Source organism: Acetobacter sp. P1H12_c, assembly GCF_018811975.1.
Classification (GTDB): domain Bacteria; phylum Pseudomonadota; class Alphaproteobacteria; order Acetobacterales; family Acetobacteraceae; genus Acetobacter; species Acetobacter persici.
Window position 1 is genome coordinate 1 of sequence record NZ_JACRVR010000049.1, and the last position, 13,907, is coordinate 13,907.

At 54.4% G+C, this 13,907-nt stretch carries 9 protein-coding genes and 2 pseudogenes; 5 read left to right on the forward strand and 6 right to left on the reverse strand.

The genetic code is table 11. The features are described 5' to 3' along the window. Positions 1–112: pseudogene (locus KP699_RS16530) on the forward strand (IS5/IS1182 family transposase); the annotation flags it as partial. Between the two features lie 420 nt (positions 113–532). Here KP699_RS16530 and KP699_RS14915 read toward each other — a convergent pair. Then, a pseudogene (locus tag KP699_RS14915) lies at positions 533–1,647 on the reverse strand (IS3 family transposase). 412 nt (positions 1,648–2,059) lie between these two features. On the opposite strand from KP699_RS14915, the gene KP699_RS14920 reads away from it, so the two are divergent. Beyond that, the gene (locus KP699_RS14920) at positions 2,060–3,757 is read left to right on the forward strand and encodes a Hint domain-containing protein (protein ID WP_215763182.1); all 1,698 of its coding nucleotides are present in this window, start codon (positions 2,060–2,062) and stop codon (positions 3,755–3,757) included. A 226-nt stretch (positions 3,758–3,983) separates the two neighbouring features. After that, on the forward strand, positions 3,984–4,943 hold the full coding sequence (locus KP699_RS14925) for an NAD(P)H-dependent glycerol-3-phosphate dehydrogenase (protein WP_215763183.1): 960 nt from the start codon (positions 3,984–3,986) through the stop codon (positions 4,941–4,943). 83 nt (positions 4,944–5,026) lie between these two features. On the opposite strand, the gene KP699_RS14930 is transcribed toward KP699_RS14925, so the two are convergent. Further along, on the reverse strand, positions 5,027–5,929 hold the full coding sequence (locus KP699_RS14930) for a S1/P1 nuclease (RefSeq protein WP_215763184.1): 903 nt from the start codon (positions 5,927–5,929) through the stop codon (positions 5,027–5,029). Positions 5,930–6,190: 261 nt separating this feature from the next. Between KP699_RS14930 and KP699_RS14935 the strand changes: the two genes are divergently transcribed. Together KP699_RS14935 and KP699_RS14940 are read left to right on the forward strand one after the other, a co-directional pair. Continuing rightward, complete coding sequence (locus tag KP699_RS14935) at positions 6,191–8,272, forward strand: phosphocholine-specific phospholipase C (RefSeq protein ID WP_215763185.1); 2,082 nt, start codon at positions 6,191–6,193, stop codon at positions 8,270–8,272. A 481-nt stretch (positions 8,273–8,753) separates the two neighbouring features. Continuing rightward, positions 8,754–11,030 (forward strand): TonB-dependent receptor, encoded by a 2,277-nt coding sequence (locus KP699_RS14940; RefSeq protein ID WP_252347122.1) that lies wholly within the window; start codon positions 8,754–8,756, stop codon positions 11,028–11,030. Between the two features lie 91 nt (positions 11,031–11,121). On the opposite strand, the gene KP699_RS14945 is transcribed toward KP699_RS14940, so the two are convergent. From KP699_RS14945 to upp, 4 genes are all read right to left on the reverse strand, one after another. Continuing rightward, positions 11,122–11,817, reverse strand: a complete 696-nt coding sequence (locus tag KP699_RS14945; RefSeq protein WP_025826773.1) for a YfdX family protein — start codon at positions 11,815–11,817, stop codon at positions 11,122–11,124. A gap of 161 nt (positions 11,818–11,978) precedes the next feature. Next, the gene (locus KP699_RS14950; RefSeq protein WP_077931376.1) at positions 11,979–12,491 is read right to left on the reverse strand and encodes a hypothetical protein; all 513 of its coding nucleotides are present in this window, start codon (positions 12,489–12,491) and stop codon (positions 11,979–11,981) included. Between the two features lie 108 nt (positions 12,492–12,599). Then, positions 12,600–13,274, reverse strand: a complete 675-nt coding sequence (locus KP699_RS14955; protein ID WP_215763187.1) for a YoaK family protein — start codon at positions 13,272–13,274, stop codon at positions 12,600–12,602. 5 nt (positions 13,275–13,279) lie between these two features. Beyond that, the coding region (upp, locus tag KP699_RS14960; protein ID WP_249212578.1) for a uracil phosphoribosyltransferase at positions 13,280–13,907 on the reverse strand (628 nt) is incomplete at its 5' end.

The following is a 13,907-nucleotide window of genomic DNA, read 5'->3' on the forward strand; positions in this document are numbered from 1 at the left end:
GTTCATCCGAACTGTCGGTATTACCCGGGCCACCATGAGGATCGGGCTGGCCAATATCGTCTACAACATGCGCCGCTTCCTCTTCCTGCAGCGGATCAGCACCACAGCGTAGCTATCAAGCGGGTAACAGCTCCCAATCTGCTCAAAACGCAGACCGGATGCCATCGCAAAAACCGTCAATCAAATCGCCAAAAGCCAGAAATTACCCGCCAAGCACATCAGTCAACGGTTCTTCGATCCCTCCAGGTGCACGATATTACGGACCATCTCACGCATTCAGATTTACCCGGATGGCATGTCGTGGATCATCCTGAGGAACGCTGGACATCGGGGCGCGCCTTGTTATCTGTCGAGCCCTATCATGCTGTACATGTTGCATTTTTATCTATACAAATAGTAAATAATATTTATGCAACAAATAAAATCATAAGTAAAATAGTGAGAAATTGAAGAATCGCTGATTGATACGCCTCTCTCTTGATTCTGGGCTTTTAGTGGACTTGTGACGGTTTTGTGGTGGTCTATGATTTTGTCATGCGGTTTTGGCCTCGAAAGCGAGGGGGCTGATGCCTTGAGATAGGAATGGCGCTGTTGCGGATTATAAAAGCCGTTAATGTATTGGCAGATGGCGACGGTTGCCTGTCGTCGCGTCGGCCAGCTCTGTCGTCAAAGGAATTCGGCCTTCAGGCTTTTGAAGAAGGTCTCGACGGCGGCGTTGTCAGAGCAGTTTCCCTTGCCAGACATGGAGGAGATCATCTTGTTCTCGATCATCTTTTTCTGGAAATCGTGGGAGCAATATTGGCTGCCGCGATCGGAGTGAAAAATGCAACCGGAAGCAGGAGCGCGTAGACGAACCGCCATGTCGAATTCCCGAATAGAGAGATTCTTTTTCATTCGGTTGCTTGCCGCTCAGCCAATACCATGACGGCCAGATAAAGCCATCCTTCAGTGGTCCATATTAGCTTATATCGTCCGCCCATTTCCGATTGGGTGCGTCGGCTACAAAATCCCCGTCCAGAATGTTTGCAGCGAAGTCCAGCGCGTGCCGGCTATCGGTCGTGATCTTGTGGCGGCGGGTGCGAACCGGGCGGATGCCATTGATCTTCATCAGTCGCCCGATGCGACGCTCACTCACCGACATGGATATCGGCTTCCTTGAACTCCATGGTCATTCGGGGGCGGCATAGGTGCCGTTGCTTAGGGCATAATGCTCCCGGATATGTGTCAGGACTTTCAGGTCGGTGAGTTGGCGTTGGCAGACATGCCTAGAAACCCACGCCCGATAGCCGCGTGTCGAGACCTGCAAAACCCACACAGCCTCTCGATGTGCCAGCGGTCACGATGTTCCCGAATAAAGGCAAACGTCATGTCTTTTGGTTCGTGAAGAACTGCGTGGTCTTTTTTAAGATTTCCTTCTCATCCCGCAGGGGACGGTTCTCAAGGCGAAGGCACTTGTTCTCCCAGACCAAAACCATTGATGGTTCAGGTGCTGCAGGCCGGTCCGTTGTCCGATACCGCGAAACCCAGTGTCCCAGCGTCGACTTGCTGATCCCCAAATCGGTCGCTACCCGCTCGCGCGACAAACCGCTGTTCAAGGGCAATCCTCACCGCCTCACGGCGAAATTCTTCCGTATGCTTCATAACCACGGTCTCGTGCCTCTCCTGACGCGAGCGTAAAATGCTCAGTCAACCGGCACAAAACCGTTACAGATCCAAAATATACAGTCCGGTAAAATGCTTCAAATGGGGTCACCCAGCCCACTCAACCAAGCAAACTACTCTGCAAAATCAAAGAAACCACGTTGAGTCATGAGCCATTCCTCCAGTCATCACACAAGGGAGGGAAGCACCGAGAAAGGTCCAAAGCCAGAGGGTTTTTAGAACTCTCCAGGTGGGGTTCGGCAGAGCGATGTTGTAGTTAGGGAACAGTAGTGATTAATTTTAATTAACAAAAAATGTTTTTCTTGCCTTAACTTTCAATGAGGATTAATTGTTTCCTAGTTATTAACCATTTCCGTAGAGCCCGTTGTGGGGGCCAACTGAAAATAGAGAGGGTTCCATGGTTGCATCTGTACATCTCATTAACAATGACAGTGGAGATGAAATTCTGCTGAAGCCCAATAGCGACGGCATTATTGAAATTACGTCAGACTACAATGGTTGGACTATCGACGGGGCGACTGCAAATGGTGGCGCTACGACTGGGGTAAGTGTTGTTGTTGACGCCGGGGTGTCTGTAGATGCTGATGGATGGCGCATCGGTACTTCTACCTCATCGTCAACAGTGACAGTTAATGGTTCTCTAACGCTTCGTAACTCTGACATCATTGCTGACGGCTCTAAAACAATTGTTGGTGATGGTGGAACTCTGATTCTGGGTGGTTATGCAACTACCACTTCCGGTTTGATCGAATTTTCTGGCTCAGCTAACACACCTGCAGGTGGTGGTGGAACAATTGAAATTGCTGCAGGCACCACCCCAAGTATTATTGGATTTATTACAAACATAACGGAAAATGATACCATAATTATTGATGGTATGACTGCTGATGGCTACACTTATGTCGATGGTGTTTACACTTTGACAAGTAACGGCACGGCAATTAACGGTACGTCTTCTTTTCAGCTTCCCGCTGCGAACGAAGGTACAACGTTTACTGTTACAACAGTTGGCGGAAAAACCTATTTGAATGCTGATGTCGTGGTTTGCTTCCTTGCTGGCAGCATGATCCGCACGGCTGATGGTGAAGTGGCGGTTGAAGATCTCCAGATTGGTGATCAGGTTGTCACATTTGACTCGGAAACGGGCGTAGAGAGTGTTCGTCCGGTCGTGTGGGCCGGTAAAGCATCTGCAACGGCTCATGTTGGTCTGCCGGATGATCAGGCTGGTTATCCTGTTCGCATTCTTAAAGACGCTGTTGCTGAAGGTGTGCCTTATAAAGACCTTCTGGTTACGTCAGAGCATTGCATGTTCTTCGATGGTAAGTTTGTGCCGGTGCGTATGCTGGTAAACGGCTCTTCCATCTTCTACGATAAATCTATCGTTGCTTATGATTATTATCATATTGAAACGGCAGAACATGCGGTCATTTCAGCTAATGGCATGCTGACGGAAAGCTACCTGGATACGGGGAACCGTCGTTCCTTCCGTCAGGAAGGCAAGGTTGCAAGCATTGGTGGCCGTGCAAAGACATGGGCAGCAGATGCCGGTGCAGAACTGTGTGTTGACCGCGCATTTGTAGAGCCGCTGTTCCGCAAGCTGGAAGCCCGCAAGAGCAGCGTTGCAGAAGGTCTGCGTCATGCTGACGTTGTGGAACTGACCAACGATGCCGATCTGCATCTGGTCACGGAGACAGGCGCTGTTGTGCGCCCGGTTCGTCATGAAGGTCAGCGTTATAGCTTCATGCTGCCGGCAAATGTGTCTTCTGTGCGCATCGTGTCCCGCGCCAGCCGTCCGTCTGATGTGATTGGCCCGTTTGTGGATGATCGTCGTCAGATGGGTGTTGCTGTTGGTGACATCACGTTTGTAACGGCTGCTCGTCAGGAAAACATTGTGGTGCATCTGGCTGAAACCAAGCCGGAAGGCTGGCATGCTGATGCAAGCCAGGCTGAAGCAGCATGGACTGCAGGCAATGCTGTCCTGCCCCTGTCTGGCCTCACAGACGGTAACATGGGGCTGCTCAGCCTCAACGTTGTCGCCGCTGGCCCGTATGTTGTTGAAGCGCAGAAGGAAGATGTTCAGGTTCTCAGCGCCTGATATTTTCCTAAGTCTGTAGCCTGAAGGCAGGCCCTGTTCCGAAAGGAGCAGGGCCTGTTTTCGTAAGAGCCGAAATTTTCTGAATATGTTTGCGTCCTTCAGCGTATGAGCTTCGGTAGCTTTTAAAATTGTATGGATTAAGAGAGCTGCCTCGAAAACTTGGTGGTCGTCTTGTTTGCAATTATAGGCGAAAACCCAGACGTGCCGCTGTTATAGGAAGCTGAGAATGAAGCATATTGCCGTTATTGGTGCGGGGGCCTGGGGAACGGCGCTGGCTCTCCATGCCAGCCGGACCGGGGTTGCGGTGTCTCTTTGGGCGCGAGACCCGGCTTCTCGCCTCCTGAACGGGGCAATGCCACGCCTGAGTGCTTTTCCCCTGCCTTCAAGCATTACCGTGACAAATGAATTCGCGTTCCGTGCTGACGTAACGCTTGTGGCAGTGCCTATGCAGCATCTGGCGTCCATTTTGACACAGATCGAAACAGACTCGCCTCTCATTCTGTGCTGCAAAGGAGTCAAACCCGATACACTTCAGTTTCCGCTGGACAGTCTTGAGGCCATCCGGCCGGGCCATGCGGGTGCTGTGTTGTCTGGGCCGAATTTTGCGCATGAGGTGGCGGCGGGACTTCCCGCGGCGGCTGTTATCGCGGCACGGGAGAAGGGGCAGGCGCGTTCTCTGGCGGATCTGTTGGGAACGCCCTCTTTCCGACTTTATGACAGCACGGATGTTATCGGGGTCCAGCTTGGCGGTGCAGCCAAGAATGTGATTGCGATCGCCGCGGGTGTGACGATTGGCGCAGGGCTTGGAGAAAATGCGCGCGCAGCCCTTGTAACGCGAGGACTGGCAGAAATTAGCCGTCTTGCGCAAGCACTTGGGGGCGATGCAGCGACTGTGTCCGGCCTTTCCGGAATGGGGGATCTGCTTTTGACCTGTACCGGCACATCCTCCAGAAATTTCCGTGTTGGCCGGGCATTAGGTGAAGGTCTCACGCCATCAGACGCGGAAGCGGCAGCCGGTGGCGTGGTAGAAGGGGTCGCCACGTCGCTGGCTCTGACTGAACTGGCCCGTCGCCATCAGGTCAATGTGCCAATTATCGAGGCTGTGGCCGCCCTTGTTACAGGGCAGGCATCTTTCCAGGCGTTAATGGAGCAGCTTCTGATGCGGCCTGCCGGGGCTGAAATCTGAGAGCAGATCTCCTGAACCTGATAACAGGGCGGCTTTTGCTCCATGGGAAACATACATCACCCCGGCGCGGGGCTAAGCCCGGTTTATTGTTTGATCTGGACGTCCGCCAAGGCTGTGTTCAGCAGGTAAGCCAGCCGAACCCCAGCTTTCATCAACTGGAGTGAAACAACAGTGCGTGCGGCGGCATCATAGCCAGCGGGGAGTTCAACCGGGGCGCTATCCGGGTCACACCCAGCTTTTACGGTATTCAGCTGATAAGCATAGGTTCGTGCCAGACCAAAACTTTCCTGTGCCCAGTCAGAAGGGGTCCCACTCTGCCATGCCTGCTTGTCATCATAGGTAATGTGCATGAAGAGAGAGTCGCTCAGGCTTTTGGCGTTCGGGTCAAGTTCTGAAACAAGCGCCGTATCCCAGTAGGAATGAAGGTTGGTTGTGCGCGGGCCACCCAGCGCGAGGCGGACACAGTTACCGCCTTTGTCATGATTATCGGCCGCATGGAGCGGCTGGTGCAGATCGCCTACAAAATGGACCAGATATTTCAGGGCGAGAACGCGCTCAGCAGGCGGTGTGTCCGGGGCTGCGAGTTCTTTTGCAAACTGGGGAATTTTGTTGACCACACAGTCTTTTGCCGGGCCACCGCTGGCCGGGTTGGTCTGCGCCGGGAAATTGTAGCACGCCTGAGCGAGATCCGGGTGATCAAGCTCGATATCCACGAAATGCCATTCGCCCGTTTCCTTGTGCCCGGCGCTGCGCCAGGAATCGGCCCATGTTGAGCGGGAGAGAAAGTCGGGCGGGGTCAGTGTATCTTTGTCCTGCTTTAATAGCAGGTCGATTTTATGACGGACATCGGGAGTCAGGTAATCCCACGCCAGCGCCGCCACAACCTGATGGCCTTCACGCCCCCATGCCAGCGCCTGTGTGCTTGTGGCTGTCAGACCAAGCATCAAGCAGCCTGCCGTAGCGAGATGGGTGAAAGAGTGTCTCATGGAGAAGGCCTTCAAAAATTCTGACGAGGTCTGAGGAGTATCGTTTTTTCAGAAAAATGTATCTATTCGGAAAGGTAATATTTTTTACTCTTGGGAACAGTGCTGTTCTAAAGCACGCTGCATCAGGGGCGGGATGTCCTGATATGTGACATCATGATGAAGCCTGTCATTATTGGCGCGGAGAGGGTTGCTTCTGTATAGAGCTGCCTCTTGTCTGTTCGCAAAAGAGTTTTGTGAGCATGTGAAATCGAGAGGGCATGTATGTCGGTTATCGGGCGCCGAGGACTTCTGAAAGGCGGAAGCGGACTTGTAACAGCGGGTCTCCTTTCCTCCATTAACCGTGCGCTGGCTATTCCGGCGGAACGCCGGAGCGGCACGCTGGAAGATGTTGAGCACATTGTAGTGCTGATGCAGGAAAACCGCTCCTTTGACCATTATTTTGGCCACCTGAACGGGGTGCGTGGGGTTGGGGACCGTCACCCGGTGCGCTCGCCGGACGGAACGCCAGTCTGGTCACAGTGGCGCGCAAAACCCGAGAACGGGCGCGTTCTGCCATTTCAGCTCCGGACGCATGTCACAAGCGCGCAGTGTGTTCTGGACCTTGACCATAACTGGGCCCCTACGCATGCCGCGATCAACGCCGGGTGGAACGACCAGTGGCCCCGGCACAAGACCGACATGACCATGGGCTATTACACGCGTGAGGATATCCCGTATCATTACGCGCTGGCGGATGCCTTTACGGTCTGCGATCATTATTTCTGTTCCACCCCGACGCAGACGCACCCCAACCGCTTTTACCTGATGACCGGAACCGTGGACGGGGAAGGTGTTGGCGGCGGTCCTGTGCTGGACAATGTGGACTGGGTTGATCGTGCCTTTTACCCGAAGGTGCCCGGACCATTTAACTGGACCACTTATCCGGAACGGCTGGAGGCCGCCGGGGTCAGCTGGCAGGTTTATCAGCAGGGGCTTTCTCCGGCCGATGTGGAGAACGGCAATTTCGGCACGAACGTGCTGATGAACTTCCGCAACTATGTCGATGCGCCCGAGACGTCCCCGCTTTATCAGCGCGCCATGACGAAGCGCACGCTTGATACGTTGCGGCAGGATGTGCTGGCGGACCGGCTCCCGCAGGTTTCCTGGCTCCTGCCGCCTGCGGCTTATTCCGAGCATCCGCGCTGGACCCCCGGTTATGGCGCCACCTACATTGCCCGTGTGCTGAATGCTCTGACAGCCAACCCGGACGTCTGGGCAAAAACCGTTCTGCTCGTCATGTATGATGAAAATGACGGATATTTTGACCATGTTCCGCCGCCGCAGCCGCCCACACCGGTTTTGCCGGGGAAAAGTACCGTTGATACGCGCGGCGAGATTCATGATCGTCTCACGCCGCATGAGCCGAAACGCTACACAGCAGACATGCTGCCTTACGGGCTGGGGCCGCGTGTCCCTATGCTGGCTTTGTCTCCGTGGAGCACGGGTGGGTTTGTCTGCTCGGAAGTGTTTGACCACACCTCGGTTCTCCGGTTTATCGAAGCTCGCTTTGGGGTGCGTGAAACCAATATTACACCCTGGCGGCGCTCTGTCTGCGGGGATCTGACCAGCGCGTTCGATTTTTCACGCAAGCAGGGATTGAAGGGGAATCTCCCGGATACGGCGGATTACAGGAGCAAAACGGACCAGTCCTGCAAGCTGCCTGACCCGGCGGTTCCGGTGGAAAGCAGTCTATCTGATATTGGCGAGCAGGAAAAAGGGCACAGGCCAACGCGCCCGCTGCCCTATATTCTTGCTGTTAATGAGGTGGATGGACCCGCAGGAGCCTGCACTCTTCAGTTTGAAAATCATGGCACAACCGGAGCCTGCTTCTATGTTTATCAGGAGCAGTCAGATGAAAAGCCGCGCCGGTATACGGTCGGGGCTGGTGCGTCGTTGCAGGATCAGTGGCATGTGCCTGCGGGCGGGATGCTGCGTCTCATGGTACTCGGGCCGAATGGGTTCGCGCGGTATTTCCATCGTAAAGGGCGTCCGGATGTCGGCGTTTCAGTGATGGATCAGACCGGGGCAGGGGCGATTGTTGTCAAACTGACAAACCATACAAACCGGCCACAAAATGTGCAGATGCAGGACAATGCGTATGGCCTGGCAAAGCGGACGGTGGTGCTGCCTGCCCGTGGCGTCCGGCAGGAGCAGATTGGTCTGGCCGGAAGCCACCACTGGTATGATGTGACGGTTTTTGCATCCGCAGAGCCGAATGTAACCAGTCGTTTTGCAGGGCATGTTGAAACAGGCAGCACGGGCGTGACGGACCCCGCAGCCGGGAAGCCCCTTCTCCACGGATGAGGCATCATGCTCCCGGTGCGCCGGGAGCATGCGGCGCTCTGCTGATTGATACGAAGATGTATAAAAATTAAACAAAGGCGTATTTTTTAATGAGGAAAATTAAGGTGCGTAAAGCGGCCTGAAAAAATAAGAAACGCAAAAGAAGCTCAGGAAAAATGTAGTTTTCTGAAGTTTCCTAAATTTTTTTATTATTCCGATTTCGATTTGTTGCAAAAAAACATCAGGCTGTTGTTTTTAGGCGGCTGTCATAAAATTTTAAAATAAATCTTATTTCGCAAATGTTAAGGGAGGGCTGCGCCTAACAATAATTTTAATGGAACAGTTCACCGCAATGCAGAAACTTTTGGCCACTTCCGCGCTGATTGGCTTTACAACCCTCCCGTTCTCAGCAGGCTTTGCTGCAGAACCTGATGCGACGAAAAAGAACGTCGGGCATGTGCGTGCGTCTGCACCGTCAAAAGTTTCCTCCAGTGAGCCATCCATGATGGGCTCCACCGCTCCGACCGATCAGGCTCCTGAAAAGGTTGAAGTCAAAGGTGCCCGCCACCGTCAGGTGGGTGGGGGTCTGATGGTCAAGGAAGACGCGCCGAAATCGCGCTCGACCATCACGTCAGAATATATTGAAAAGCAGGCAACCGGCCTGAACCCGATGCAGCTTATTGAAATGCTGCCGGGGGTGAACACCACCTCGACAGACCCGATGGGCCTGTCCGGTGGTCATATGACCATGCGTGGCCTGACTGAAAGCCAGATCGGCTTTACTCTTGAAGGTTTCCCGATCAACGATATCGGGAACTATGCCGTCTATCCGCAGGAAATCGTGGACCCGGAAAACCTGCGCAGCATCAATGTTGAGCAGGGCTCTGCGGATCTGGACAGCCCGCATATCAGCGCCACCGGTGGTGCTGTCAACATGTATCTGATGAACCCGAAAGATCATCTGGGCGGGAAAATCGTTGGTTCCTACGGGAATTATAACGCACGCCGCATTTTTGGTCGTCTGGATACCGGCTATGTCGGCCATACCAATGTCAAAGGCTTTGTCTCTTTCTCCGATGCGGCTGAGCAGTCCTGGCGCGGGCCGGGTGGCCAGAACAAGATGCATGGGGAAACCAAATGGATGAGCGCATGGGGGAAAGGCAACGTTGTGTCTTTCTCACTGGTTGGTAACCAGTCAACCGGTGTTCTGTTCCCGTCCACAAATATGGCGGCCTGGCAGTCAAAAGGTGTGTACAACACCTATGAAAGCAAATGGGACCCCAAGCATCCGAGCGCAAACTATTACCAGCTGCACCGCAACCCGTTTACCAACATTTATGCCAGTGCTCCGTCTACCTTTACGCTCACTGATAATCTGACCCTGACCGAAACGCCCTACTTCTGGTATGGCAATGGCAACGGCGGCGGTGCGTATAATGAAAGCCTGACCAGCCAGCAGTATGGTGAGCAGACAGTGACTGGCTCTATCGGGCCTTATAATGCTTCCAACACAAAATCTCTGCTGCTGTATAACCCGTCCAATACGCAGACCTACCGCCCCGGTGCGGTGACAAAACTGACGCTGCACACCGGCATTAACCGCCTGACCGTGGGCTACTGGTTTGAATATTCAAAGCAGCGGCAGACAGCGCCGTTCAGTCTGATTGACGGCGAAACAGGCAAGCCTGACGATCTGCTGGGCGGCGGGACCAACATGGTCTATTCCAACGGTGTGACGGCGCAGTATCGTGACACACTGACGCAGACCCGTATCCACACCATGTTCATTGTGGATAGTCTTTCTCTGCTGAATAACCGCCTTACGATTGAGGCCGGCCTGAAATACGCTGTGGTCAATCGTGACGGACAGAACAACCTGCCGGATACATCTACCGGGCCTTATATTAAAGGGTCCTGGCAGCAGCCGCTCCCGGCTGTGTCTATTCGTTACAAAATTAACGATGAAAACCAGCTTTTTGCGTCTTCAACCACCAACTTCCGTATTCCGATGAATACGTCACTGTATGACTCAGGGTCCTACAACACAAAATCCCATAGCTACAGCACACAGGCTAACGCGAACATGAAGCCGGAAATCTCCATTTCTGAGGAGTTCGGCTGGCGTTATCAGGGGCCGCTGGTGATGGGTTCTGTGTCATACTTCCATTATAACTTCACCAACCGTCTGTATCAGCAGAGCGTGGTAACAGATACAGGCTATACCTATACCCGCAGCATCAACGGCGGGAACTCTCATGCTGATGGTGTGGATCTGGAAGTGGGCACACGGCCGATCCTGTATCATCTGCGCCCCTATTTCTCTGCTGAATATATTAACGCCCGCACAGACAGCAATATTGCTGCCGGTGGCGCCAGTGACTTTGTGTTCAGCAAAGGCAAGTTTGCGCCGCAGACGCCGAAATATCAGCTGGGCTTCAACCTCGATTATGATGACGGGCACCTGTTTGGCGGTTACAGCCTGAAATATGTTGCCAGGCAGTATTCAACGTTTGTGAATGACCAGCATATTCCCGGTTATCTGACGATGAACATCAATGCGGGTTATCGCTTCAAGGACTGGGGTATTATGAAGTCTCCCACCCTGCGCCTGAACCTGCGGAACATCACGGACCGTCGTTACCTTGGATTTGTTAACGGTACGGCCGCTAACGCTCTGGCAACAACCGGGATGTATGGGTCCAAGATCAAAGGTGGCAACACAACCTATTCCGTCGCAGCACCGTTTATGGTGATGGGAACGGCCAGCGTCGATTTCTAAAAACCTGCACTGACACAAAGCGTTTTAAGCTGCGTGAAAGGTCTGGATGGGGGAGGTGCCGTGTGCGCCTCCCCCATTTTCTTTTTAGCCGTCAGTGGCTGGATTTTGCAGGCGCTTTGCCGTGATCCGGCATGGCGGACTCAGCAAAATCTTCCGAGACAAATACCAGGCCGTTCAGGATCTGGTCGAGCGCTGCAACAGCTTCAGACGCCTGCTTGCCTTCGGTAAAGACCGTCGCGCGGTTCAGCGCACCCTGCGTCTGCGCCAGCGGTGCCAGAGCGACGATGAAGTCAGCATCTTCCCCCACAACCTGCATGGTCTGGGCAGCCTGATCGGTCTGACCAGCTTTCAGTTGTCCATTCGCCGTGGCAACAGCGGCCTTCTTTTCCGGAGCCAGTGTTTCTGTGGCGATGAATTCTCCGCCAACCGGAATCCATGTGGTGGGTGTGGTTGCAGGCGTGTGATCGGGAGACGCCGGATGTTGCGGTGCTGGCTGAAGCTGGCTTTCCGCAGCATTAAACTTTGTTTCAGCCTTGCCTGCGGCGGTCAGACGCTTCTGAGCATCGTAAAGTGCGGGAATCGCGGCGTCGGTCTTGCCTGCTGCCAGCGTTTCACGAGCCTGAACAATGTCTGCCATGGCGCGCTGGCCGTCAGCGGACAGGTGGCGGAAGGCGCGGCCCGCTTTAAACTGTTCCCATTTGGTGTGAAGGCTGCTGGCGTGCGCCATCATCGGTGTGGCGGTCAGCACGGCCAGAGCGGCCAGAGATGCCTTTGTGTTAAAACGCATGAGTAAGATCCATTGCTGCAATAAAGAAGGGCGCTGTCAGAAAGGCCCTTTTCCGCACCCTAATATTGGATGCGCCGTGGCTTCCGACAACTCTCTGCCGCGGGATGCTGCTCAGCGGGTTTATCCTAGCCTGATACCTAACTTCCGAGATGGCCTGCGGTTCAGAGGCTGGTCCGCATATGGTCCCGCAGTGCGTTGCAGCGTTTGGCATATTGAGACGCTTTGGAGGCGGTGACAAAATTGATAAGAAACGCGGCGACCAGTGAAAAGAAGGACAGGACCGTCAGCAACTCACCGGTGAATGAAATGTCCTCATTATAATGCAGGGCGGAATACCAGAGCAGGGTAATGCTCAGCACCGCGCCAAAAAAGCCAAACACCCCGGTTGATTTGATCAGGGAATCTTCAATGCTTTCAAAGGCAGACGTCTCACGCCACAGATCAAAAAGCTGGCGGTCCACTTCGCCTATGGCATTTGCGTGGTCTGCCTTTTGTTCATCCGTGCGCATGTGCGGGTTTTTGCGGTGGATATCCAGTTCCTGCCGCGCCTTGGTGAAGACGCGCCGACGCTCCTTGATGGCGGGCAGGCTGATATCGACAAAACTCAGGATGGCGACGTTAAGCCCGGCTGAAAGCTGCACCACAGCCTGAAAATCACCCCAGGAGATACTCATATCCGGCCGCCTTGCTGCTTAGTTTTGTCATGCCTGTGGTCCTACTGAGAACGGCGTCTGGCACCAAGGGCTCTCGGGCATGTCAGCTATTCGGCAAAGCGGAACTGCTCAGTCGAGCTGGCCGGTGCGCTCGGCCCGGCCAATATCAATGCAGAGCAGGACAATTACGGGTAACGGCCAGAGAAAAGGGAATTGCGCATGCAGGCCCAGAGCCAGAGACGTCACGGCTGCCCCGGCCAGAAAAGCGACCCATGATAACCCCGGCAGAAAAAGTGTCGCCAGTGAAGGGCGCGGAATTTTACGACCCGGCCAGAATGACAGCAGCCACGCGGCTATGGCCGCCGCGCATTTCAGCAGATTGCTGGTAATAACGACCGTCTGAATGGCGTTGCCTGAAAAACGGGCCAGAGTTTGACCCTGAATGGCCATAAGAGCAGGCAGGATCAGACATTCATAACGCACCTGCTGAGGTGCGCCATGCAGGCCTTCCGCAAAGCACAGCAGAAACGCCATGACGATAAAATTACAGACTGGCGGTACAATAAGCCGGAGGCAGGATGCAAGAATGGCTGTCAGAAAAAAGACCAGAAGCAGTTCCGCAATCTGCATGCCATGCTGCCAGTTTCCGGCAGCAAAGGTGGCGTCCATATGGATCGTGTTGCCTGTCATGGCGCCTGCAAACATCCCGCCCAGATCAATAAAGCTGAGCGCGTTGATGTATCCCGCCAGCATTCCAAGCAACAGAATACGGCGGGCAGATGCAAAAACAGGAGCAGGCGCCATAAGATTTAGCGGGTGCTGAACAGACGGTCCCCGGCATCGCCAAGTCCGGGGCGGATGTAGCCGTGATCATCCAGTCCGCGATCGATTGAGCAGGTGATGATGGGCACGTCCGGGTGGGCTTTTTGCAGGCAGGCAATCCCTTCCGGTGTGGAAAGCAGGCAGACAAAGAGCAGGCGCTTTGCCCCCTGTTCCTTCAGCCGCGTCAGGGCTGCGGCGGCACTGTGGCCTGTGGCAAGCATGGGGTCCACCACAACGCAGCGGCGTGAGGCAATCTGCGTGGGGAGTTTGAGGTAATATTCCACGGCCTCAAGGCTGTCCGGGTCACGATACAGACCAATATGCCCGACAGGCGCGAACGGCACGAGGTCCAGCATACCATCCAGCAGACCATTCCCGGCCCGCAGGATGGAAATGAAGCAGACATCCGGGCCCGCCAGCTGCTGGCCCTGCATTGTCTCAAGCGGTGTTTCAATGTCCACCGGCTCCAGCGGGAGGTCGCGTGTGGCTTCATAGCACATCAGCAGGCTGAGTTCGCGCACCAGACGGCGGAAACCGGCTGTAGAGGTTTCCTTGCGGCGCAGATGAGTCAGCTTGTGCTGGATGAGGGGGTGGTCAAGCACCACAGGCGGGAGG